Genomic DNA, 23227 nt, shown 5'->3' with positions numbered 1-23227 from the left:
GGAGCCGTCGGCTGGATCGCCGGCTACCCCAACGCCTTCCCCACCAGCTGCGCGGCGCTCTACCGCGCTGCGGTCGAGGGAGACCTGGGCACCGCGCTCCCCCTCTACCGGTCGCTCCACCCGCTCCTGCGCTGGGACTCCAAGACCGAGTTCGTCCAGGCGATCAAGCTCTCCATGGACATCGCCGGCCACCCCGGCGGAGCCTCCCGGCCGCCCCGCCTCCCGCTGCCGCCCGCAGCGGAGGCCGTCGTGCGCGCCGCCACGGAGAAGGTCCTCGCCGAGGGCCACGCGTAACCGAAACCGTCCGCCCGTCCGCCCGTCCTCCCGAAGGTGACCCCATGCGCACCCGCCACGTCTACCACGCCGTGGACTCCCACACCGAAGGCATGCCCACCCGGGTCATCACCGGCGGCGTCGGGGTCATCCCCGGCGCCACGATGGCCGAGAAGCGGCTCCACTTCGCCGAGCACCTCGACCACGTCCGCACCCTGCTCATGTACGAGCCGCGCGGCCACGCGGCGATGAGCGGCGCGATCCTCCAGCCGCCCACTCGCCCCGACGCCGACTACGGGGTGCTCTACATCGAGGTGTCCGGCCTGCTGCCGATGTGCGGCCACGGCACCATCGGAGTCGCCACCGTCCTCGTCGAAACCGGCATGGTGCCGGTCGTCGAACCGGTCACCACCGTCCGCCTCGACACCCCGGCGGGGCTCGTCAGCGTCGACGTCCGGGTCGAGGACGGACGGGCCTGTTCCGTGACCCTCACCAACGTGCCCGCCTTCTCGGTCGGGCTCGACCTCAAAGTCGACGTCCCCGGATTCGGGACGGTCACCTACGACCTGGCGTACGGCGGCAACTTCTACGCCTTCGTCGACCTCGACTCGCTGGGACTGCCCTTCGACCGCGCGCACAAGGACGAACTGCTCGCGGCCGGGCTCGCCGTCATGGACGCCGTGAACGAGGGTCCGGACCGGCCGGTCCACCCCGAGAACCCGGCCTTCGCCGGGGTGAAGCACGTCTATCTGACCGCGCCCGGCTCCGACGCCGTCCGCTCGCGGCACGCGATGGCCATCCACCCCGGCTGGTTCGACCGGTCCCCGTGCGGTACCGGCACCAGCGCCCGGATGGCCCAGCTGCACGCCCGGGGACTCCTGGCCCCGCACGCCGACTTCGTCAACGAGTCCTTCATCGGGACCGAGTTCACCGGACGGATCATCGGCGAGACGGAGGTGGGCGGGCTGCCGGCCGTCGTGCCGACCGTCACGGGGCGCGCCTGGATCACCGGTACGGCCCAGTACTTCCTGGACCCCCACGACCCGTTCCCCGCCGGCTTCCTGCTCTGAGGCGGCCCCGGACCGCCCTGCGGCCACGACTCCCGCGACGCCCCCGACGGTCGGAGAAACGTGACATTGTACGATGCTCCTCCGTGACTTCTCGGAGGACGCACGATGGGTGACCTGAAACAGTACGGTCTCGTCAGAGCGCAGGAACGGCTCCGCGACCAGGTCGGCCACGCCCTCCGCGCGGCCCTGATCGCGGGCGAACTGCGCCCCGGCCACGTCTACTCGGCCCCCGGGCTCGCGAGCGACCTCGGGGTCTCCGCGACCCCGGTCCGCGAGGCCATGCTCGACCTGGCCCGGGAGGGCCTGGTCGAGCCCGTGCGCAACAAGGGCTTCCGGATCACCGAAGTCAGCGAGCGGGACCTCGACCAGTACACCGAGCTGCGCACGCTCATCGAGGTCCCCACCATCGGTCGGGTCACCCGCAGGGCCACCCGGGCGCAGCTGGAGGAGCTGCGTCCGGTGGCCGAGGAGATCGTCTCGCGCGCCCGCGAGCACGACCTCATCGGTTATCTGGAGGCGGACCGCCGCTTCCACCTCGCGCTGCTCGCCCTCTCCGGGAACGAGCGGCTCGTCGAGACCGTCGGCGAACTGCGCAAGCGCTCCCGTCTCTACGGTCTGACCGGCCTCGACGAGGCGGGCAAGCTGGTCTCCTCGGCCGAAGAGCACGTCGAGCTCCTCGACCTGATGATCGCCGGGGACGCTCCCGGGGCCGAGGCGTGCATGCTCCGCCACCTCGGCCACGTCCGCTCCCTGTGGGCCGACACCGACGAGGGCGGTCCGAACTGATCCACCGGCACGGGGCCTACGCCCCCTCCGGCGGGACGATCGACCGCTTGAGGACCTTCCCCGTCGGTCCCTTCGGCAGCGCGTCCACGAACCAGATCCGCCGCGGGTACTTGTAGGGGGCGATCCGCTCCCGCACGTGGGTCCGCAGCTCGGCCGGGGAGAGCCCGCTGCCGGGCCGCAGGACCACTGCGGCGGCGATCTCCTGCCCGTGCACCGGGTGGGGAACCCCGAGCACCGCGGCCTCCGTCACGTCCGGGTGGAGGTGGAGGACCTCCTCCACCTCCCGCGGGTACACGTTGAACCCGCCGCGGATCACCACGTCCTTCACCCGGTCGACCACCCGGAAGTCGCCGACCGCGTCCCGGGTGCCGAGGTCACCGGTGTGCAGCCAGCCGTCCCGCACCGTCGCCGCGGTCGCCTCGGGGCGCCGCCAGTACCCCTTCATCACGTTGTGGCCGCGGATCACGATCTCGCCGACCTCGCCGTCCGGGACCTCCTTGCCGGCACGGTCGACCACGCGCATCTCCACGCCCTCGATCGGCACCCCGATCGTGCCGGGGGAACGCGGTCGGTCGATCCGGTTCACACAGGCCAACGGGGACGACTCGGACAGCCCGTACCCCTCCAGCACGGCGCAGCCGAAGTCCGACTCGAAGCCCGCCAGCACCGCCACCGGAAGGGGGGAACCACCGCACAGGCAGACCCGCAGCGAAGAGACGTCGTGCCGGGCCCGGTCCGGCTGCCCCAGCAGCAGCGCGTACATGGTGGGGACGCCGAGGAAGACCGTCACCCGGTCCCGGGCGATGACGTCCAGGGCACCCGCCGGATCGAAGCGGGCCACGAGGGTCAGACAACCCCCCTCGGACACCGTGCAGCCGAGCCCCATCACCTGTCCGAAGGAGTGGAAGAGCGGCAGCCCGCCGAAGACCACGTCCTCCGGACCGAGCCCCAGGACCCGCACCCCCTCGTCGACGTTGCGGCGGACGTTCCGGTGCGTGAGTTCCGCACCCTTCGGGGCCCCGGTGGTCCCGGAGGTGTAGAGCACGACCGCGGTGTCCCCGGGGGCACGGGCCGCGTCCACGGGCACGGGGGGCCGGTCCCCCAGGAGCGCGGTGAACGCCGCCGGTTCGACCGCCAGGTAGGGGGTGTCCGCCAGCCGTGCTCCCTCGGCCGCCTCCGCACCGTCCCGGTGCCAACCGAGGAGCAGCGCCGCCCCGGCGTCCGCCAGACAGTGCCGCACCTCGCCCGCGCGCAGCAGTGGATTGAGCGGGACCACGATCCCGCCCGCGCGCAGGATGCCGTAGTACAGCACGGCGAACAGCGGGTCGTTGGGCAGCGAGAGGGCGACCCGGTCACCGGAACCGACCCCGTGCGTCCGGAGCAGTGCGGCGGCCCGCCAGGCCAGTGCGTCGAGCGCACCGTACGTCAGTGCGTCGGCTCCGAGCCGGACCGCGGTCCGGTCGGGGTGCACCGCTGCGCTCCGGGCCAGCAGTGCGGGGACGGTACCGTCGTCGACGCTCATCAGAGGGGCTCCTTCGGGGCGGTTGGGGTCGGGCGCGGCAGTGGGGTGCGCGGCACGGTGACCGCGGTCAGCAGCAGCCCGTCGCGGACGAGCCACCGGCCGTGCAGGACCTGCGGGAACGGGGGGCCGTCCGGCCGGACCGGGGGAGGCGGCACCAGGATCCTGGCCCGGAACCGGCCGGCAGCGCCCCCGGACCGTCCCCCGCGTGCGCCGGCCCCGTCCCCCGCGCGCGCCGGTGCGCGGGGGACCGGGAGGTGACCGTGACCTCCGAGCCCTTGCTCCTCCCCGCGCACGGGGGCGTCGCCACGCGGGCCCTCCGCCGCCTCGTCGAGCCGCCATGAGGTGTCGGCGTCCTCGAAGCCGAGCCAGGCCCCGCCGTACCCGCTCCAGGCCTTGTAGACGGACTCCTTGGCGCTGAACAACAGGCGGTCCCAGCAGATGTCCGCCCGCCGTGCGGCGAGCACCCGCAGCCGTGCCCGCTCCGGCCCGAACGCCACCGCCCCGAGGACGCCCCGGGGCAGGGGCGCGTGCGGTTCTGCGTCGATGCCGAGCGCGAGCACGCGGTCGGCCGGCGCCACCGCCGCGCCCCGGAAGCCCATGCAGTGCGTGATGCTGCCGATCACGCCGACGGGCCACGCCGGTGCTCCGCGTCGCCCTCGCAGGAGCGGCGCCGGTGGCGCCCCCAGGGCGGCGAGGGCGCGACGGGCACAGAGCCGGGCCGTCGCGAATTCGCGGCGTCTGGCGGGCACGGCACGCGCCACCAGGGCTTCCTCCTCGGGGAACAGGTCCGCCGACTCCGCGTCGCCGGTTTCCTCCGCACAGCACGCCCGCCCGGCCAGCACCGCGTCGAGCAGCGGCGCCTTGCCGCCCCGCACGCTCACGCCCGGGCGCCCGACGCCGCGCCGTCGCGACCCCCGTGCCCGGAGGTCTCGGCCCCGGCCGCCGGGAAGCGGGCCCAGCTCGCGATCCGCTCCACCAGGCCCGCGTTGTGCCGGATCCAGCGGAAGTGGTCGAGTTTCCGACCGCCGGCATCCGCCGACCGGTAGCGCCAGCGCTCGATACGGGCCGACGGAAGCTTCCCGCACAGATGGTCCACGGCCCGCGGCGGTGCCAGGGCGTCGCCCTCGACGTCGACGGCGAGCACGGGCAGATCGACGTTCCGCAAGGCGGCCTCGTAGTCGGCGGCGGCGCCCCGGGCCCGGTACCGGCCGGTCCGCATCTGTCGGGCCCAGTCCCGCATCAGGCCCACGGACTCGCGCCCGCCGAAGCCGAACCGGTTCCCCGGCCAGTAACCGAGCAGCTCCGCGCCGGCCACGCACAGCAGGCTGCGCCCGAGCCAGCGCAGCCCCGGTCGGCGGTCCGACTCCGCTCCGAGCGCGCGCCACCAGGCCGAGCCGCTCGCGACCAGCACGATGCCGGCGAGGCGCGGTTGCCGGAGGCCGCAGTGCACCAGGCCGAGCTGGCCGCCGAGGCTGTGTCCCAGCAGCAGTTTCGGCGCGTCGGGGAAGGCCCGTTCGACGGCGTCGAGCACCGCGCCGAAGTCGTCCTCGACGAGCTCGCGGTAGCCGAAGCGGACCCCGCGCACCGGTACCGGGGTGCTCTCCCCGTGCCCCCGCAGGTCGGTCGTCACCACGGTCGCACCCCGCCGGTGCAGCGCCCGCACCAACGGGGTGTAGTGGCGGGCCGCCGTGCCCATCGCGGGGAGGACGACCACGACCGGTGCGGTGCGCTCGGGACGGGCCAGGGCCCGGACGACGAGCGCGGCACCGTCCGGAGCACTGAGCTCGGCGAGCACGGGGAAGGGAGGCGTCCTCGTCGTCATGTCCTCCCCCTCCCGTCCCGCGGCGCCCCGTGACCGCCCCGTGAAGTCCTCACCGTGCTCCGTTCCGTCCGCGCCGCGGTGCCCGCGTCATCCCGTGCGCTCGCCGGTCGCCGCCCCGGGGTCCTCCAGGCGCCAGCCGATCACGCCGGCCCCCCAGGTGACGCCCGCACCGAAGGCCGCCACGCCGAGCAGGCCCGTCGGGCCGAGCCGACCTTCCCGCCAGGCCTGGTGGAGGGCGAGGGGAATGGAAGCCGAGGAGGTGTTGGCGACCCGTTCGACGTTGAGGTAGAGCCGTTCCGGCGGGACGCCGAGCTCCTTTCCCACGGCCCGCACGATCCGTGCGTTCGCCTGGTGGGCCACGAACAGGTCGACGTCGGCGGCGGTCAGTTCCCGCCGGGCGAGGACGTCCCGGGTCGCCTCGCTCATCCGCTCCACGGCCTGGACGAAGATCTCCGGGCCGTCCATGCGGAGCTTCCGGTCGTACCGGTCGGCGTAGAGCAGCGGGATCAGGTTCCCGTCCGAGCCGAGCCGGAAGGCGGGCTCGGGAGCGCCCTCCGTGGCCGCCCCCACGTCCGCGAGGACCACCGCTCCGGCGCCGTCGCCGAGCAGCACCGCCGTCGACCGGTCCTCGTGGTCGGTGATCCTGGTCAGCGCTTCGGCCCCGCAGACCAGGACGGTGCCGGCCCGCCCCGACTCGATCAGCGCCACGGCGTGGTCGAGGGCGTACACGAATCCGGCACAGGCCGCGTGCAGGTCGAAGGCAGCCGCCCGGTCCGCGCCGAGCCGGGCGGCCACCTCCACGGCGAGCCCGGGCGTGGTCCGGTCGGGCGTCGTGGTCGCCACGACGACGTGCCCGACCTCCTGCGCCGTCCGTCCCGATCGGGCGAGGGCGGTCCGCGCCGCGGCCAGTGCCAGATCGGCGAGGTGCCCGTCCTCCGGAAGGAAGTGGCGCTGTCGGATGCCGGTTCGCTTGACGATCCATGCGTCGGAGGAGCCGATCGCGGCGAAGTGACTGTTGGGGACGGCACGTTCGGGAAGCGCCGAACCGATGCCGACGATCGTCGCGGTCATGAGGGGCCCTCCTTGCCGACGCGGGGCGGGGCGTCGGTCCCCGGGAGCTCGCCCAAGGCGTTCACCCCCATGCGGACGGCGTGCATCCCGCCATCCGCATGGACGATCTCCCCGGTGACGGTGGCCGCCAGGTCGGAGAGCAGGAACAGGACCGGGCCGACGAGCCGGGCCGGGTCGGCGCGACTCCAACCGAGCGGCGCCTCCTGCTCCCAGCGGTCGGCGATCCGGTCGAAGCTGCTGATGGCGCGTCCGGCCACGGTCTCCACCGGGCCCGCGGCCACGAGGTTGATCCGGATGCCGGAACGCCCCAGGTAGAGGGCGAGATAGCGGCAGACCGCGCCCAGCGTGGCCTTGCCGACCCCCATCCAGTCGTACCCGGGCCAGGCGCCCGACGCATCGAAGTCCAGCCCGACGACGCTGCCCCGGGCCGCGCCCCCGGCTCCGCCCTCGCGCAGCAGCGGAGCCAGTGCGGTGGTCAGGGAGTGCAGCGAGAACGCCGCCGTGCGCAGGGCGAGCGTCATGCTCTCGTCGGGGGTGGTGAGGAAGTTGCCGCTGAGCGCTGAGCGCGGAGCGGCGGCGATCGCGTGCAGGACGCCGTCGACCGCGCCCCAGCGGCGCTCCAGCTCCTTCGTGAGCGCGTTCAGGTCCTCGGGGCGCGTCACGTCCAGTTCGAGGACGTCGACCGGATAGGGGAGCCCGGAGGCCGCGGCTTCCGTGATCCGTCGGGTCCGTCCGAAGCCCGTCAACAGCACTTCCGCGCCCGCCTCCTGAAGCGCGCGGGCGGTGTGCCAGGCGATCGAGTCGTCGTTCAGGACGCCGGTCACCAGGTAGCGGCGCCCCGAGAAGCCGAGCAGGTCGGGAACGCCGTGGGGATCGCGGGAGGCGTGCATCAGGACCGTCCTTCCACGGCCAGCACCAGGGCCGCGTTGTGTCCGCCGAAGCCGAAGGAGGTGGAGAGCCCGAGGAACGTGTCCTCCCCCGCGCCGGGAGTGAGCTTGCGCGCCGTGCGGACCAGGTCGAGGCGCCCGAGCGCCGGGTCCGGCCGGCGCAGCCCCGCCGTCGGGGGCGCCACTCGGTGCCGCAGCGCCTGCAGCGTGACGATGGCCTCGACCGCGCCGGCCGCCCCGAAGAGGTGCCCGAGGGCGCCCTTGCTGGAAGAGAGGGGCAGTTCGGCGAGGGCCGCGGGCCCCAGGACGCCGCGCAGGGCCTCGCACTCCCAACGGTCGTTGAGCGCGGTGCCGGTGCCGTGCGCGTTCACGTACGCCAGCTCCCCGGGTGCCGCTCCGGCCTCCCGCAGCGCCAGCGCCACGGCCCGGCCCGCAGGCCCGCCGGAGGGGTCGGGCGCGGTGACGTGGTGGGCGTCCGAGGTCGCCCCGTACCCCCGCACGATGCCGAGGACCTCGGCCCCGCGCCGGGCGGCACCCGCGGCCGTCTCCAGGACGAGGACCCCGGCGCCCTCACCGATGACGAAGCCGTCCCGGTCCGCGTCGAAGGGACGGGGGGTTCCGCTCGGTGACAGGGCGCCGGCGTTCCCGAAGGCGGCGGCCACCAGCTCCGACGAGGACGCCTCCGCGCCGCCCGCGACGACGGCGTCGGCCGCTCCGGAAGCCAGCAACCGCATCCCCGCGCCCACGGCCTGGGCTCCGCTGCTGCAGGCCGATGCCACGCACAGGCTCTCGCCCCGGAAGCCGTGCCGCATGGAGAGGTGGGCGGCTGCCGCGTTCGCCATCATCTGCGGGACCATCAGCGGAGACACGAACCCGGCCCCCTCCCGCTCGTACACCTCCCGCTGTGCTTCGAAGGACGCCGTGCCCCCGAGGCCGCAGCCGATGACGCAGGCGACCCGGTCGGCCGGCCAGGGGGCCCGTTCGGTCCCCCGCTTCCCGGCCTGGACGAGGGCCTCCTCGGCCGCCACCAGCGCCAGTTGGGTGAACCGGTCGGTGCGGCGCACCAGGTTCCGCGGCAGGTGGTCGGTGGCGGTGAAGTCCGCCGGCCGCACGGACGGATGGTTCCCGGCGGCCGACGCGTCCCCGGCCACGCCCCGTTCGTGCAGCAGACGGGCCCCCACACCGAGCGGAGTGACCGCACCGAAACCGGTGACGACGATCGCCCCGCCCCGTCCCGGGTCACTCAACTCCGGCCTTCTCGCAGCAGAGTTCGAGGATCTGGCCGACGGTTTCGATGCCGTCGAAGTCCTTCGTGCGGACCGGCACGCCGAGCTCGCGCTTGACGGACTGTGCGAGCTCCACCATGTCCAGCGAGTCGATCTCCAGGTCGTCGAGCGCTGCCCCCGGCAGGACGTCGGCGGCGTCGACGCCCAGCTCCACGAGTGCCTCGGTGATGAACTGCTCGATGGCGGTGCGGTCCAGTGTCTCGGACATGACTCTCCCGTGCGGTGTCGTACGGCCGGATGGGGCGGGAAACGGACGGCGACCGGCAGGTGCCGCCGCCCGGAGGCTCGGGTCAGACGGTGAGCTTCGAGGCGTGGTACGGGGACCAGTGCCACTGGCGCCAGTAGCTCTCCGCGATGTCCACCCATTCCTCCAGGCGCGCGGCGCTGTCCAGGAAGCGGGAAGCACTGACCACCAGCCAGCTGTAGACGGCCTGGCTGTCGCGGCAGCCGTCGCACTCCCCGGAGGTGCAGCAGAACTGCAGCGACTCGTAGTCCGCTCCCCAGGCGGCGAAGCCGGGGATCACCGGGTTGCCGTTGGCGACCCGCTCCTCGTGGGCGGGGTGGTCGACGCTGAGGCTCGGGCAGACCTCGTACCCGAAGCGCGCCCCCCAGTGGGAAGTGCCGGTGACGAGGCTGCGGATGAAGTACGGGTGGCTGACCACGGCCTCCGGAAAAGCCTCCTTGACCCGCAGGGCCTCCTCCAGGACGCGTCGCTCGTTCTCGATCCGGATCGGACGGTCGGTCCCGTGCTCGCTGTAGAAGTTGAAGGTGACGATGTTGCCGTTCTCGGCGATCTTGCGCACGGTCGGTTCGAGGTACGGCAGTCCGGCCTCGGAGAGCGCGAAGATGAACAGGACCCGCGGATCGTCCCGGTAGTGGGAGAGCGCCGTGTCGAACAGGCCGGTGAACTTCGAGCCGTTCACCCGGATCGCGCGCAGGTCGTCGTCGAGCGGCCCCCCGCCGAAGATGCTGACGGCCACCGCGATCTGCTCGAAGCCCTGCACGGGCATCGGTCGCAGGCCGTTGGTCGAGATGGTGATGTAGGGCAGTTCCTCGACGAACGCCTCCACCCGACGCAGCACCAGGGTCGGCTCACCGCCGATCAGGGTCGCCTGGTTGACGCCCTCGTCCCGCAGCCGGCGGGCGAAGGCCCGGATCCGGTCCAGGTCCGACAGTTCCCGCACGGCCGTGTCGAAGCCGCCCTCGAAGTACCAGCAGCCCTTGCAGCGGATGTTGCAGTTGTTGGTGAGGTGGACCTCGCAGGAGCGCACCTCCCGTCCGAGCCGGCGCAGCCGGTGCAGCCGCTCGGCGAGGTCGGGACGTTCGGCCAGGAGGGCCGCGGTGCGCTCCTTCGCCTCGCGGCGACCGAGCGGACGGGGGGTGAGGGTCAGGGGGGTGGCCATGGCGGTGGGAACTCCTCGGTCGGGCTGCGGGCGGTGTTCTCTCGCTGTCTCGGGTCTCCCCGTGCCGGGCTACTCGGGGACCTTCAGACCGAGGTTCTCGATCCGCGGGGTGACCTTCGCCCGCCAGACGTCGCGGGCCTCGCCGTTGGTGGTCTGCCGGAGCCCGAAGCGGACGGCGAGCTTCGAGCGTTCCGACCGTGCGCTTCCGAAGATGCGGACGAACCCCGGCCACAAGCGGTCGAGGCCCTGCTGGAGCGCCTCGCGGCCTTCCTCGGTGCGGGCGAGGTTCCGACAGACCCGTGCGCCGTGCGCGATGTGGACCTTCTCGTCGAGGACGATCGTGCGCACCGCCTCGGCCCACGGCTTGTAACTGCTCTGCGCGAACTCGGAGATCATCACCATGGCGGTCTCCTCGCCGATGTACGAGAAGATCCCGCGCTCCGCCCAGGTGGTGCAGGTGTGGAACTCGTGGCCGGCGAACAGGTCACGGTCGGCGAGCCGCTGCTGCTCCATGTAGCCGGTGTCCACGCCTATGTCGGCCAGGATCCGCTTGCCGATCTTGTAGTGGTCGTACTCCTCGACGGCGCGCTCGGCACAGACCTGCCGCTCTTCCGCGTTCGGCGCGAGCGGCAGGAACACCTGGATGTAGTCATCGGCGCCCGAGAGTTCGCCTTCGGTATTCACGATCATTCCCCGGACCGCGATCTCGCGGTAGTCCTCGGGCATGGCGAGGAATTCCTCGGGGGTGCGGACGACGACTGCCTCGTCGACGGGAACGGAAGATGCCATGGTGACCCACTCGCCTCGCTCGCTCGACTACGACCCGGAAAACCGGACTGCGACTCGAAAGCCCAGACCCGTGAACCGAAATGCCAGCCCCGCCCCGATGGACTCCTGTCTCGACCGGCCCGAGTCCCGAGGGGCGCGCGTCTCGACCGGCCCGAGCCCCGAAAGGTTTTTGGCCTGAAAGGCTCGTGACCCGAAAGGCCCGCAACCCGAAGGTCGTAGCACCCGAAGGGTCCGTGAAGCGGAAGACCTCGCACATCGCGGAGGGCATCGCGGTGCACTTCGGTCGGTGGAACGGTTCGAACGCTATCCACGGCACGGCCGTCCATCAATGAGTCCCACGATCGGAATGGCCGATTTCCCAGAGGCATCCACGGCGCGGACGGAACCGTGCGACAAACGGCCCACGGCGCGTCGGACACGACGGCAAGGGAACGCCCGGCCTCCTTTCCCGGTACCGACCAGCGAGAGCGGGGAGGGGAGGGGAATCCTCCGAATGGGCCGTGCACGGCTGGATTCCCACGGACCGCAGTGTGGCCGGATCAGAACGGTGAAGAGCCGTGCGATGCACCGTGAAAGGAAGTTAACTCGGCCATCTGCGGCGGGAATCGAACGATCTGGACACGCTCCTGAATCTCTATATGCTGACGCCATGCTTCCTGCTGCCTCCGTGCCCGCGAACGCCACTCCCTCCACCCCTTCCGTGCCCGCGCCGGCCACGGCCTCCCGCCTGGCCAACGTCGGTTCGTCGCCCGTGCGGGAGATCCTGGCGCTCACGGCGAGGCCCGAGGTGATCTCGTTCGCCGGAGGGCTCCCGGCCCCCGAACTCTTCGACGTCGACGGGATCAGGGCGGCGTACGAGCAGGTCCTGAAGGACGCGCCACGGCAGGCGCTCCAGTACTCGACGACCGAGGGCGACCCCGGGTTGCGCACCGCCGTCGCCGCCCGGCTCACCGCACGCGGACTGCCCACGGAAGCCGATGACCTCCTCGTCACCACCGGCTCGCAGCAAGCCCTGACGCTGCTCACCACCGCCCTCGTCGAACCGGGCGGCGTGGTCCTCGTCGAGGACCCCTGCTACCTCGCGGCCCTGCAGAGCTTCGGGTTCGCCGGTGCCCGGGTCGTCCCGGTGCCCACGGACGACCAGGGCATCCTCCCGGAGGCCCTGGAGGAGATCGCCTCCCGCGAGCGGGCCACCCTCCTCTACCTGGTGCCCACCTTCCAGAACCCCACGGGACGGACCCTCCCCGACGAGCGCCGCGCCGCCGTCGCGGCGGCAGCCGCACGCCACGGGTTCTGGATCGTCGAGGACGACCCGTACGGCGAGCTGCGTTACGACGGCGAGCGCGTCCCCTGGATCGCGTCCCACCCCGCAGCGGCCGACCGCACCGTCCTGCTCGGCTCCTTCTCCAAGGTGATGGCCCCCGGGCTCCGACTCGGCTTCCTGCGCGCCCCCGCCGGGCTGCGCCGCGCCTGCGTGATCGCCAAGCAGGCCGCGGACCTGCACACCTCGACCATCGACCAGGCCGCTGCCGCGCGTTATCTGCAGGACAGCGACCTCGATGCGCACGTCGCGGTGATGCGCAGCGCCTATCGGGAACGCAGGGACGCGATGCTCGAAGGCCTGCCGGCCGCGCTGCCCGAAGGCAGCCGGTGGAACAGCCCGGAGGGCGGCATGTTCATCTGGGTGACCCTGCCCGAGGGGTACGACGCGACCGCCCTCCTGCCGATCGCCGTCGGCCACGAGGTGGCGTACGTGCCGGGGGCGCCGTTCTTCTGCGGGGAGCCCGACCCGGGAGCGATGCGGCTGTCGTTCACGACGCACTCGGCCGACGAGATCAAGGAAGGCCTCCAACGGCTCGCGAAGAGCTTCGTCCGATGAGGGACACCGAGCTCCCGGTGCGCGACCCGCAGACGGCCTCCGCGACCGTCGACGCCCTGTCACCGGACGAGCTGAACGCGCTCGTCCAACGGCAGTTCCCGGACTACGCGGTCTGCCGGGTCACCGAGGCGAACGGAAGTCGGCTCCTCATGGAGGCGGACGGGGCCGGACTCCGCACCCGGCCCGGCGGCACGATCTCGGGCCCCGAGCAGGCCGGGCTCGTCGACCTCGCCGCCTTCCTCCTGATCAATGCGCGGCTGGGCCGGTCCACCCCGATGGCCCTGACCACCTCCCTCCAGATCAGCTACCTCAACCGCCCCCGCCCCGGTCTGCTCCGCGTCCACGCCCGCATGGCCAAGTTCGGCCGGCGCCTCTGCGTGGTCCTCGCCGAACTGAGCGACGGAGCGGGCGATCTGGCCGCCTCGGCCACCGTCACGTACTCCGTCCCGCCACCGGACGCGGTCCGGAGAACCGGCTGACCCCCGCCCCGCCCCGTGTGCCGGCGGGTGCCCCGCTCGTGTCCCGCCCCGGCATCCGCACCATCGCCCCGTGTCGTTGTTGGGCCGAACGAGTGAGGAGCGGGAGGATGGGGCCATGAGTAGGTACGAGAGGTACGACGTCACCGACGAACAATGGGAGGGCCTCGCCCAGGTACTGCCCCTGCGCGGCCGTGACGAATGGCCGTCCAGGGTCGACCACCGCACGATCCCCGAGCAGTACGAATCCGCCGAGCAGCGCCGCATGGTCGTGCTCCGCGTGCAGGTCTTCGCCGACGCCCGTGAGGTCGCCGAGTACCTCATCGCCCAGATCCCGGTGCTCCTGGACCTGACGAGCGCGGACACCGACGTCGCCAAGCGGATCCTCGACTTCAGCAGCGGCGTCGTCTTCGGCCTCGGCAGCGGCATGCACCGCGTGGACCGGAACGTCTTCCTGCTGGCCCCGGCAGGCACGGAGGTCGAGGGCGCGGAGGGCGAGGAGGACGTCCTGGACGGCCGTACGGCCGGCGTCCCCCGATCGTAGGAAGGCCGCTTCGCCGTAACGGTTCGCCAGGGAGGGCTCCGCATACGGTCCGGGCATGGACCTCACCAGTGGCTCCGCGCTCGCCCACCCGCCGGACGAACGTCCCTCCGACGCCGTCCCCCCCTCGGCCGTGCCGCCTTCCCCCGCCCCTGCCGAACGGAACCCCGCGGGGTGCACCGGGGGCGCCGCGACGCGGACGCCGGAGCCCCGGGCGCACCGGGTTCCGGCTTCCGGAACCGGGGAGACCGGGTCCCGTGCCGACGGCCCCGGTCCCTCCGGGGGCCGCACGGTCGGACCGCGCGTGCCCGGAGCCCGCACGGGTGGCACCGACGCGTCCGGAGTCGTCACCGACGGACCCCACGCCTCCGTCCCCGCGGCGCGGGCCCCGCTCCCGTCGGAGGAACGGGACGGGAGCCCCGTCCCCCGGCCGGCCGTCACCGAGCTGCGGCTCTCCGCCTTCGCCGGACAGGGCACGGCCGTGCACCCGCTCGGACCGGTCACGCTCTTCACCGGCCCCAGCGGCAGCGGCAAGTCCACCACCCTCCGGGCGTACGAGGCCCTGGCCCGGCTCGGTGCCGGCGATCCGCTCGACGCGGCGTTCCCCCGCGCCGCCGACTGCATCCCCGAACGCGCCAGGCCCGATGCCCAGGGCAGGCGCGGCTTCCGCATCGGATGCACGGTCGACGGACCCGAAGGGCCCGTGCACCTGGACCTCGCCGTGCAGGCCGAGCCGCACCTGAGGATCGTCGGTGAGCGGCTCACCCGCAGGGGGCGCACCCTGTTCGCCACCGCGCTCCGCGACCCCGGCCGCAACACCGTCCAGGCCGAGTGGCACACCGCGGGAGCCGTTCCCGTCACCCGCGCCCCGTTCCCCGACGACCTGCTCGGCACGGCGCTCCTACCGCTGAGGGTCGCGGGCAAGACGCAGGGGCAACGGGAAGTCCTGGCCGCCGCGGAGCAGATGGTCATCGGACTGCGGTCCGCCTTCGCCTGCGACCCCAGGCCCGAAGGGATGCGGGCCCCGGTGCCGCCCGGGGAAGGGCGGCTGCGGCGCGGCTGCGGCAACCTCGCCGAGGTCCTGCACCGCACCCACACGGACTGCCCCCGCCGCCACCAGCGCCTCGCCACCGTCGCCGGAGCGGGCTGTGCGGGGCCCGTCACCGGCCTCGGCGTACGGCAACTCCCGGACGGCACGGTCCGGGCGGTCCTCGAACGCGGCGATCGACCCGCGACCCCGCTGGGTCGCCTCGGCAACGGCGAGCTGCGCTATCTGGCGCTCGCGCTGACCCTGCTCACCGGTCCCGGCGTCCTCGAAATGGACCGGATCGCCGAAGTGCCGGACGCCATGCAGGGCCTGACGGTGCTCACCGACGGCCTCGACCGGGAGCTCGACGGCCGGCAGACGGGGGAACTGCTGCGGCTCGCGGCGGACATCGCGGCCGACGGTCACATCCGGCTGGCGGGCACGGTCGGGGAACGGGCGGCGGGGCAGGCGCGGCTGACGCCCGGCGTGACGGTGGTAGACCTGTGCGGATGACGGACAACGACGTATCGGCACTGCAGCGCAGACTGGTCGACTTCGCGGCGGCCCGGGGGTGGCAGCCCCACCACACGCCCAAGAACCTGGCGGCGGCCCTCAGTGTGGAGGCCTCCGAACTCCTGGAGATCTTCCAGTGGTTGACGCCCGAGCAGGCGGAGCGGGTGATGGAGGAACCCGAGTCGGCGCACCGGGTCGCCGACGAGGTCGCGGACGTGCTCGCCTATCTGCTCCAGTTCTGCCAGGTGCTCGGGGTCGATCCGCTGGTGGCGCTGGCGGCCAAGATCGACCGGAACGAGGTCAGGTTTCCGATCCGGGGGCCGGGCGGAGGGGGCGAGGAGGGGGGAGCGGGCGAAGATCGTCACTCTTCGGAGTGATCGACTTTTCCCCGTTCGGCTTCCTGTCCACAGATTTCCGAATTCCCCTGGTGTTGGGGCTCAGATCGCCTCACTCTGGGTAGTGGAGTCAGTGGGAAGTAAGTCGTATGAACGGGGGCGGTGTTGATGGATGCGGAGCGACTCATCGCGCTCGGCCGGCGGGCGCTGGCAGAGAGCGGGACCGCGCAGGACATCGTGGCGGAGGCCTGGCAGGCCCAGGCCCTCGCCCAGGCCATAGGGAGTCGTCTCGCGCTCTGCGGGCCGCTGGAGCTGCGCGGCGAGGCGCGGGGTCTCAGCGAGGTCGGCGAGTACCCGGTCTGGGGGGCCGACGGGCCGCGTGCGGCCCGACTGACCGAAGTGGCCGACCCCTGGCAGACGTTGGCCGCGTTGGGGGACCTCTTGGGAGAGGTGGGGATCGCGCTCGTGGGGGTGGCCTGTGCCACCGACGAGGAGGCGCTCTATTGGCAGTGCATCGAGGCGATCGATGCCGCCGACGAGTCGAGCGACCGGGTGCGGGGGATGCTGCGGCGCCTCGCCGTGCGGGACGGGGAGCGGGCCCGTCCGCCCGACCCCGCCCGGGGGAGAGCAGGCCCGGGGCGGGGCCGGGGCGCATCGTGGTAGCCCTCTTCCGGCTGGCGCCGATCGGAGGCAGGAGCTTGTGCCGGCGCCACTTCCGGTCGTACGGCGCGTGCGCGGGCCGCCCGGGCGTACCGGCCTCGCCCCCACGTCGTCCGGGCCCGTGGGCTCGGGGGTGGTGCCGTCCGGGGTGGACGCACGCCTCTGGGGGCGGGTGCCGAGGCGACGGCAGCGGCGGATCAGCGCTGCTCGTCGCCGAGGTGCTGGTGCCCGGGGTCGTTCTGGAGCGGGCCGGTGTGCCGCTCGGAGGTGGACTGGAGGTCGGCGTCCAGCTGGGAGAGGTCGGCGGAGAGCGCCGCCATCAGTTCCTCCATCTGCTGGAGCAGCCCCTTGGGGGCACCCGTGCCCTGCTGCTCGGGCACGGACTGCGACACCGGTTGTTCGGGTACGGCCTGCTCCGGCACGGCTTCCTGGGACATGGCGGCCTCCTCGGCCCGGGCCCCGCCGCCGAGGACGGGGTCGTGAGAGAGCGACGCACCGGCAGCGGCCGCCGGCACGCGGGCCGGGCGGTCCGGCTCCGTCCGAGCCAACGACGGGTGCCGGGCCCCGGTCACTGGCCAGGGCGAACGGGGCCCGCCAAGGGGTCGGATATTCACCCGACCGAGCCGGGGCGGCCGAGGGGCTGACGGTGGGGTTGACACGCACCCGACGGTGCAGGATGGAGGCATGGATCTTCGCATTTTCACCGAACCCCAGCAGGGGGCGGACTACGACACCCTCCTCTCGGTGGCCCGGGCCACCGAGGAGCTCGGATTCGACGCCTTCTTCCGCTCTGACCACTACCTCAGCATGGGGGCCGCCGACGGTCTGCCCGGACCGACCGACGCCTGGATCACCCTGGCGGGTCTGGCCAGGGAAACCAAGAGGATCCGACTCGGCACCCTGATGACCGCCGGGACCTTCCGACTGCCGGGAGTCCTCGCCATCCAGGTCGCCCAGGTGGATCAGATGTCCGGAGGCCGTATCGAACTGGGGCTGGGGGCGGGGTGGTTCGAAGAGGAGCACAAGGCCTACGGCATCCCCTTCCCGAAGGAGAAGTTCGGCCGTCTCGAAGAGCAGTTGGAGATCGTCACCGGTCTGTGGGGGACCGAGGTCGGAAAGCACTTCAGCTATGAGGGGGCGTACTACCAGCTCACGAACTCGCCCGCGCTGCCGAAGCCGGCACAGTCGAGGGTCCCGGTGCTGATCGGTGGACACGGCGCGAGTCGCACCCCACGGCTCGCCGCACGGTACGCGGACGAGTTCAACATCCCGTTCGCCTCCATCGAGGACAGCGAGCGGCAGTTCGGGCGGGTCCGGGCCGCAGCCGCAGCCCACGGTCGGGCGCCCGACGACCTGGTGTACTCCAACGCCCTGGTCGTCTGCGTCGGCAAGGACGACGCCGAGGTGGCCCGTCGTGCCGCGGCCATCGGCCGGGACGTCGCGGAGCTCAAGGCGAACGGGCTCGCGGGCTCGCCCGCCGAGGTCGTCGACAAGCTCGGGAGGTACGCGGCGATCGGTTCCTCCCGGGCCTACCTCCAGGTCTTGGACCTGGAGGACCTGGACCACCTGGAGCTGATCTCCGCCCGGGTCCGGTCACAGTTGGATTGAGGGGGCGAGTCCGATGAAGCCGGTCCGCACGCTCGCGGAAGCCCTGGGCGCGGGGACGCTCGTCCTCGACGGAGGGCTGTCCAACCAACTGGAGGCGCAGGGCTGTGACCTCTCCGACGGGCTCTGGTCCGCGCGGCTGCTCAGCGACGGCCCCGAGCACATCGAGGCGGCCCACACGGCGTACCTGCGGGCCGGTGCCCGGGTCTTGATCACTTCCAGCTACCAGGCCACGTTCGAGGGGTTCGCCCGGCGCGGAGCGGGCCGGGAGCGGGCGTCACGCCTGCTGGCCAGGAGCGTGGAACTGGCCCGGGCGGCTGCCCGGGGCACGGCGGAGGACGTGTGGGTCGCCGCGTCCGTGGGGCCGTACGGGGCGATGCTCGCGGACGGCAGCGAGTACCGGGGGAGGTACGGGCTGTCCGTGGGGGCGCTGGAGAAGTTCCACCGGCCCCGGATCGAGGCCCTGGTCGCGGCGGAGCCCGACGTCCTCGCCCTGGAGACCGTCCCCGACGTGGACGAGGCGGAGGCGTTGCTGAGGGCCGTCGAGGGGTGCGGGGTGCCCGTGTGGCTCTCCTACACGGTTGCCGACGGGCGGACCCGGGCCGGGCAGGACCTGGCGGAGGCCTTCGCGGTCGCGGCGGGGAACGAACAGGTCGTGGCCGTCGGGGTGAACTGCTGCGGCCCGGCGGACGTGGAGGCCGCCGTGGAGCTCGCCGTGGCCGTGACCGGGAAACCGGGCGTGGCCTATCCCAACAGCGGCGAGCGCTGGGACGCCCGGGAGCGCCACTGGCGCGGGGAGACCGCCTTCGCCCCTTCCCTGGCCATCGGGTGGGTCGGCTCCGGCGCCCGACTCCTCGGAGGCTGCTGCCGCGTCGGCCCGCCGACGATCAGCGCCCTCGCCACCGTGCTGGGCAGGGGCGGTGGTGCCCGCGCCGATTGAACGGGACGTGGGCTTCCGGCCACGTGAAAATGCCTGGCCGGGCCGAGGAGGGCGCACGATACTCGACAGCGTGTTCCTCACGATCAGTGCCACCGGCACCCCTGAGCGACCTGCGACCGATCTCGGCTTCCTGCTGCACAAGCATCCCGACCGGGCGCAGGCATTCTCCACCTCCCACGGCACCGCCCACGTCCTGTACCCGGAGGCGAGCACCGAGCGGTGCACGGCGGCGCTCCTCCTGGAAGTGGACCCCGTGGCGTTGGTGCGCCGCGGCAAGGGCAAGGGGAGGGGCGGTGCTCCGGACGCTGCGCTCGCACAGTACGTGAACGACCGCCCCTACGCCGCCTCCTCGCTGCTCGCGGTCGCACTCGCCCGGGTGTTCAAGACGGCGCTGCACGGCGAGTGCAAGGCGCTGCCCGAGCGGGCTGCTGCGCCGCTCCCGCTGCGGATCGAGGTGCCTGCGCTGCCCGCCCGCGGCGGTCCCGCACTGGTGCGGGCGCTGTTCGGTCCGCTGGGCTGGGACACGGTGGACGCCGAGCCGGTGCCCCTGGACGAGGAGTTCCCCGAGTGGGGTGACTCGCGGTACGTACGGCTGGTCCTGGAGGGCGAGCTGCGGCTCGCGGACGCCCTCAACCACCTGTACGTCCTCCTGCCGGTCCTTGACGACGCCAAGCACTACTGGGTCGCCCCCGATGAGGTCGACAAGTTGCTGCGCGCCGGTGACGGCTGGTTGGCCCGGCACCCCGAGCAGAAGTTGATCACCGCGCGCTACCTCTCGCGGCGCTGGGGCCTGACCCGTGAGGCGACGGAGCGGCTCGAACTGGTGCGGCTCGCCGAGGCGGAGGGGCTGGACGTCGAGGACGTCGACAACGCCGTCGACGAGGCGAGCGACACGGAGGAGCGTCCGGTGCCGCTCGCCGAGCAGCGGAGGGCGGCGATCCTGGCTGCACTCGCCGCTGCCGGGGCCAGTCGTGTGCTCGATCTCGGTTGTGGCCAGGGGCAGTTGGTGCAGGCCCTGCTCAAGGATCCGCGCTTCGCCGAGATCGTGGGCGTCGACGTGTCCGTGCGGGCCCTGGGCGTGGCCGCGCGGCGACTGCGCCTGGACCGGATGGGAGAGCGGCAGGCTGCCCGGGTGACGTTGGTGCAGGGCTCCTTGACCTATACCGACAAGAGGCTGGGCGGTTATGACGCGGCCGTGCTCAGCGAGGTGATCGAGCACCTGGACCTGCCGAGGTTGCCGGCCCTGGAGCACGCGGTCTTCGGCTCGGCCCGGCCCCGTACGGTCATCGTGACCACGCCGAACGTCGAGTACAACGTGCGGTGGGAGTCGCTTCCGGCCGGGAGCGTCCGGCACGGGGACCACCGCTTCGAGTGGACCCGCAAGGAGTTCTCGGGCTGGGCGACGGGCGTTGCCGAGCAGTACGGGTACGAGGTCGGTTTCCGGTCCGTGGGCCCGGACGATCCGGAGGCCGGGCCGCCGACCCAGATGGCCGTCTTCAGCCGCAGCGGCGCGAGCGCCGAGGACGGGACGACGGAGAACGAGACCGTGGAGAGCGAGAGCGAGAGCGAGAGCGTGGAGGACGAGACCGTGGAGAACGGGACCGTGGAGAACGGGACCGCGAAGGAGGTCGTGGCATGACCCGCACCCTGCCCGTGACCGACCTGTCCCTCGTGGTGCTCGTCGGCGCCACCGGTTCCGGCAAGTCCACCTTCGCCCGGCGCCACTTCAAGCCGACCGAGATCGTCTCCTCCGACTTCTGCCGCGGGCTCGTCGCCGACGACGAGAACGACCAGTCGGCGAGCAAGGACGCCTTCGACGTGCTGCACTACATCGCGGCCAAGCGCCTGGCGGCGGGGCGGCTGACCGTCGTCGACGCCACCAACGTGCAGCCGGAGGCACGGCGTCAGCTCGTCCGGCTGGCCAGGGACCACGACGTGCTGCCGATCGCGATCGTCCTCGACCTGCCCGAGGAGGTGTGCCGCACCCGCAACGCCGCCCGGCCCGACCGGGCGGACATGCCCGCGCACGTCATCCAGCGCCACCGCCGGGAGCTGCGCCGTTCGCTGCGGGGCCTGGAACGCGAGGGCTTCCGCAAGGTCCACGTGCTGCGTTCGGTGGCGGAGGTCGAGGCCGCCGAGGTCGTCCTGGAGCGCCGCTTCAACGACCTGCGGCACCTCACCGGCCCCTTCGACGTCATCGGCGACGTCCACGGCTGCCGCTCCGAGCTGGAGGCCCTGCTGGCCAAGCTCGGTTACGAGGACGGCCACCACCCCGAGGGGCGAACGGCCGTCTTCGTCGGTGACCTCGTCGACCGGGGGCCCGATTCGCCGGGCGTCCTGCGCAGGGTCATGGGGATGGTCGCCTCGGGCGACGCGCTGTGCGTCCCCGGCAACCACGAGAACAAGCTCGGCCGGTGGCTCAAGGGCCGGAAGGTCCAGGAGACGCACGGGCTGGCCGAGACGATCGCGCAGTTGGGGCGCGAGCCGGAGGAGTTCCGTTCCCAGGTGGCGGAGTTCATCGACGGGCTCGTCAGCCACTACGTCCTCGACGGCGGGAAGCTGGTCGTCTGCCACGCCGGGCTGCCGGAGAAGTACCACGGCCGCACCTCCGGACGGGTCCGTTCGCACGCGCTGTACGGGGACACCACGGGCGAGACCGACGAGTTCGGCCTGCCGGTGCGCTACCCCTGGGCGGAGGAGTACCGGGGGCGGGCCACCGTCGTGTACGGACACACCCCGGTGCCGAACACCTCCTGGATCAACAACACCCTCTGCCTCGACACCGGCGCCGTGTTCGGCGGGAAGATGACCGCGCTGCGCTGGCCCGAGCGCGAACTCGTCGACGTGCCGGCCGAGCGCGTCTGGTACGAGCCGGCCCGCCCGCTCGTCACCGAAGCGCCCGGTGGACACCAGGGGCGTCCCCTGGACCTGGCCGACGTGCACGGGCGACGGACCGTGGAGACCCGCCACCACGGGAACGTCGCGGTGCGCGAGGAGAACGCCGCGGCGGCCCTGGAGGTGATGAGCCGGTTCGCGATCGACCCGACGCTGCTCACCTACCTCCCGCCGACGATGGCGCCGACCGCCACCTCCCGGGAGGAGGGCTATCTGGAGCACCCGGCCGAAGCCTTCGCCCAGTACCGGGCGGACGGCGTCGAGAGGGTCGTGTGCGAGGAGAAGCACATGGGGTCCCGGGCCGTGGCGCTGGTCTGCCGGGACGCCGCAGTGGCCCGCGAGCGGTTCGGAGCCTCCGGGGCGACGGGCGCCCTGTACACCCGTACCGGACGCCCCTTCTTCGACGACCGGAACGTCACCGAGGAGGTCCTCGACCGGCTCAGGACGGCGATCGGTGCGGCCGGAACCTGGAGCGAGCTCGACACGGACTGGCTGCTGTTGGACGGCGAGCTGATGCCGTGGTCGCTCAAGTCGGCGGGGCTGCTGCGCAGCCAGTACGCGGCGGTCGGTGCGGCCTCCGGCGCGGTTCTTCCGGGAGCGGTCGACGTCCTGGAGCGGGTGTCGGCCCGCGGCGTCGACGGGCTCGAAGGGCTGCTCGCCCGGCAGCGGGAGCGGGTGACGGACGCGGCGGCCTTCACCCGCGCGTACCGCAGGTACTGCTGGCCGACCGAGGGGTTGGAGGGCGTGCGGTTCGCCCCCTTCCAGCTGCTCGCGGCCCGCGGGCGATCGCTGGCGGCCCTCCCCCACGACGAACAGTTGGCCCGCATCGACCGGCTCGTCGAGCACGATCCGACCGGACTGTTGCAGGTCACCCGTCGGCTCCTCGTCGACACCGGAGACGGGGCGTCGGTCCGTGCGGGGGTCGACTGGTGGTTGGAGATGACGGAGGCCGGCGGCGAGGGCATGGTCGTCAAGCCGCTGGCAGCGCTCGTCCGCGATGCCGGGGGCAGGCTCGGACAGCCGGGCGTGAAGGTGCGGGGCCGGGAGTACCTGCGGATCATCTACGGCCCCGAGTACACCCGCCCGGAGAACCTGCAGCGCCTGCGCCAGCGCTTCCTCGGCCACAAGCGGTCGCTCGCGCTGCGCGAGTACGCCCTGGGGCTGGAAGCCCTCGAACGGCTCGCTGCCGACGAACCGCTCTGGCGGGTTCACGAGGCCGTCTTCGCGGTTCTCGCCCTGGAGTCCGAGCCGGTCGACCCGAGGCTCTGAAGGCGCCGGCGGCCGGGGCCCGCGCGGGCCCCGGGGCGGGGGCGCCGGGTGCCGTGCTCCGGACCTGCGGGTTCGACGGCCCCGGCGCCCCCGTGCGCGGTGTCGCCGACCGGTGGTGGTGTGCACCGCGGGGGCCGGTGGACGCCTGCGGGGGCACGGAGGAATCCGTCGGGTTTCC

General features: G+C 72.9%; 23 protein-coding genes. 13 read left to right on the top strand and 10 right to left on the bottom strand.

The window, feature by feature from the left end; translation table 11 throughout:
- From ACFW22_RS25270 to ACFW22_RS25260, 3 genes are all read left to right on the top strand, one after another.
- Nucleotides 1–294: dihydrodipicolinate synthase family protein (locus tag ACFW22_RS25270; RefSeq protein WP_386408626.1), on the top strand; the 294-nt coding region annotated here is incomplete at its 5' end.
- A gap of 44 nt (nt 295–338) precedes the next feature.
- The gene (locus ACFW22_RS25265) at nt 339–1343 is read left to right on the top strand and encodes a proline racemase family protein (RefSeq protein WP_386408624.1); all 1005 of its coding nucleotides are present in this window, start codon (nt 339–341) and stop codon (nt 1341–1343) included.
- A 105-nt stretch (nt 1344–1448) separates the two neighbouring features.
- On the top strand, nt 1449–2129 hold the full coding sequence (locus ACFW22_RS25260; RefSeq protein ID WP_386408622.1) for a GntR family transcriptional regulator: 681 nt from the start codon (nt 1449–1451) through the stop codon (nt 2127–2129).
- A gap of 16 nt (nt 2130–2145) precedes the next feature.
- Here ACFW22_RS25260 and ACFW22_RS25255 read toward each other — a convergent pair whose 3' ends face one another.
- From ACFW22_RS25255 to ACFW22_RS25215, 9 genes are all read right to left on the bottom strand, one after another.
- Nucleotides 2146–3651, bottom strand: coding sequence for a long-chain fatty acid--CoA ligase (locus tag ACFW22_RS25255; RefSeq protein ID WP_386408620.1), 1506 nt, complete (start codon nt 3649–3651; stop codon nt 2146–2148).
- Nucleotides 3651–4532, bottom strand: a complete 882-nt coding sequence (locus ACFW22_RS25250) for a 4'-phosphopantetheinyl transferase (protein WP_386408618.1) — start codon at nt 4530–4532, stop codon at nt 3651–3653. Before ACFW22_RS25250 ends, ACFW22_RS25255 begins: the two co-directional genes overlap by 1 nt.
- Nucleotides 4529–5473 carry an alpha/beta fold hydrolase gene (locus tag ACFW22_RS25245; protein ID WP_386408616.1) on the bottom strand — a complete coding sequence of 315 codons (945 nt, stop codon included), beginning with the start codon at nt 5471–5473 and terminating at the stop codon, nt 4529–4531. The genes ACFW22_RS25250 and ACFW22_RS25245 overlap by 4 nt, the downstream gene beginning before the upstream one ends.
- Nucleotides 5474–5560: 87 nt before the next feature.
- Entirely contained in the window at nt 5561–6544 is a 984-nt protein-coding gene (locus ACFW22_RS25240; protein ID WP_386408614.1) for a beta-ketoacyl-ACP synthase 3, read from the bottom strand.
- Nucleotides 6541–7434, bottom strand: a complete 894-nt coding sequence (fabI, locus tag ACFW22_RS25235) for an enoyl-ACP reductase FabI (protein ID WP_386408612.1) — start codon at nt 7432–7434, stop codon at nt 6541–6543. The genes ACFW22_RS25240 and fabI overlap by 4 nt, the downstream gene beginning before the upstream one ends.
- Complete coding sequence (locus ACFW22_RS25230) at nt 7434–8678, bottom strand: beta-ketoacyl-[acyl-carrier-protein] synthase family protein (protein WP_386408610.1); 1245 nt, start codon at nt 8676–8678, stop codon at nt 7434–7436. The genes fabI and ACFW22_RS25230 overlap by 1 nt, the downstream gene beginning before the upstream one ends.
- Nucleotides 8671–8925: an acyl carrier protein gene (locus ACFW22_RS25225; RefSeq protein ID WP_386408608.1), complete on the bottom strand. Its 255-nt coding sequence runs from the start codon at nt 8923–8925 to the stop codon at nt 8671–8673. Before ACFW22_RS25225 ends, ACFW22_RS25230 begins: the two co-directional genes overlap by 8 nt.
- Before the next feature lie 82 nt (nt 8926–9007).
- Nucleotides 9008–10120: a radical SAM protein gene (locus tag ACFW22_RS25220; RefSeq protein WP_386408606.1), complete on the bottom strand. Its 1113-nt coding sequence runs from the start codon at nt 10118–10120 to the stop codon at nt 9008–9010.
- A 69-nt stretch (nt 10121–10189) separates the two neighbouring features.
- Nucleotides 10190–10909, bottom strand: a complete 720-nt coding sequence (locus ACFW22_RS25215; protein WP_386408604.1) for a Phenylacetic acid catabolic protein — start codon at nt 10907–10909, stop codon at nt 10190–10192.
- Nucleotides 10910–11558: 649 nt separating this feature from the next.
- Between ACFW22_RS25215 and ACFW22_RS25210 the strand changes: the two genes are divergently transcribed.
- From ACFW22_RS25210 to ACFW22_RS25185, 6 genes are all read left to right on the top strand, one after another.
- A complete protein-coding gene (locus ACFW22_RS25210; protein WP_386408602.1) occupies nt 11559–12788 on the top strand; it encodes a PLP-dependent aminotransferase family protein in 1230 nt (409 codons plus the stop codon).
- Entirely contained in the window at nt 12785–13267 is a 483-nt protein-coding gene (locus tag ACFW22_RS25205) for a PaaI family thioesterase (protein ID WP_386408600.1), read from the top strand. Before ACFW22_RS25210 ends, ACFW22_RS25205 begins: the two co-directional genes overlap by 4 nt.
- Nucleotides 13268–13382: 115 nt before the next feature.
- The gene (locus ACFW22_RS25200; RefSeq protein WP_384877352.1) at nt 13383–13808 is read left to right on the top strand and encodes a cell division protein SepF; all 426 of its coding nucleotides are present in this window, start codon (nt 13383–13385) and stop codon (nt 13806–13808) included.
- A 301-nt stretch (nt 13809–14109) separates the two neighbouring features.
- Nucleotides 14110–15345, top strand: coding sequence for an ATP-binding protein (locus ACFW22_RS25195; RefSeq protein ID WP_386408630.1), 1236 nt, complete (start codon nt 14110–14112; stop codon nt 15343–15345).
- Nucleotides 15342–15722: a nucleotide pyrophosphohydrolase gene (locus ACFW22_RS25190; RefSeq protein ID WP_386408598.1), complete on the top strand. Its 381-nt coding sequence runs from the start codon at nt 15342–15344 to the stop codon at nt 15720–15722. The genes ACFW22_RS25195 and ACFW22_RS25190 overlap by 4 nt, the downstream gene beginning before the upstream one ends.
- A 126-nt stretch (nt 15723–15848) precedes the next feature.
- Entirely contained in the window at nt 15849–16343 is a 495-nt protein-coding gene (locus ACFW22_RS25185) for a DUF6099 family protein (RefSeq protein WP_386408596.1), read from the top strand.
- A gap of 194 nt (nt 16344–16537) precedes the next feature.
- Here ACFW22_RS25185 and ACFW22_RS25180 read toward each other — a convergent pair whose 3' ends face one another.
- The gene (locus ACFW22_RS25180) at nt 16538–16777 is read right to left on the bottom strand and encodes a hypothetical protein (protein ID WP_386408594.1); all 240 of its coding nucleotides are present in this window, start codon (nt 16775–16777) and stop codon (nt 16538–16540) included.
- Nucleotides 16778–17024: 247 nt separating this feature from the next.
- Here ACFW22_RS25180 and ACFW22_RS25175 point away from each other — a divergent pair, with 247 nt between their 5' ends.
- The 4 genes from ACFW22_RS25175 to ACFW22_RS25160 all read left to right on the top strand — a co-directional run bounded on the left by ACFW22_RS25175 (nt 17025) and on the right by ACFW22_RS25160 (nt 23049).
- The gene (locus ACFW22_RS25175) at nt 17025–17948 is read left to right on the top strand and encodes an LLM class F420-dependent oxidoreductase (RefSeq protein ID WP_386408592.1); all 924 of its coding nucleotides are present in this window, start codon (nt 17025–17027) and stop codon (nt 17946–17948) included.
- Between the two features lie 13 nt (nt 17949–17961).
- Nucleotides 17962–18885 carry a homocysteine S-methyltransferase gene (gene mmuM, locus ACFW22_RS25170; RefSeq protein ID WP_386408590.1) on the top strand — a complete coding sequence of 308 codons (924 nt, stop codon included), beginning with the start codon at nt 17962–17964 and terminating at the stop codon, nt 18883–18885.
- A gap of 70 nt (nt 18886–18955) precedes the next feature.
- A complete protein-coding gene (locus ACFW22_RS25165) occupies nt 18956–20524 on the top strand; it encodes a 3' terminal RNA ribose 2'-O-methyltransferase Hen1 (RefSeq protein ID WP_386408588.1) in 1569 nt (522 codons plus the stop codon).
- On the top strand, nt 20521–23049 hold the full coding sequence (locus ACFW22_RS25160) for a polynucleotide kinase-phosphatase (protein WP_386408586.1): 2529 nt from the start codon (nt 20521–20523) through the stop codon (nt 23047–23049). The genes ACFW22_RS25165 and ACFW22_RS25160 overlap by 4 nt, the downstream gene beginning before the upstream one ends.
- The last annotated feature ends 178 nt before the right edge of the window (nt 23050–23227 follow it).

The sequence above is a fragment of the Streptomyces sp. NPDC058872 genome, assembly GCF_042743065.1.
Lineage (GTDB): Bacteria > Actinomycetota > Actinomycetes > Streptomycetales > Streptomycetaceae > Streptomyces.
The sequence above is the reverse complement of the archived record's forward strand: the minus strand, read 5'-3'. Positions and strand labels throughout refer to the sequence as shown.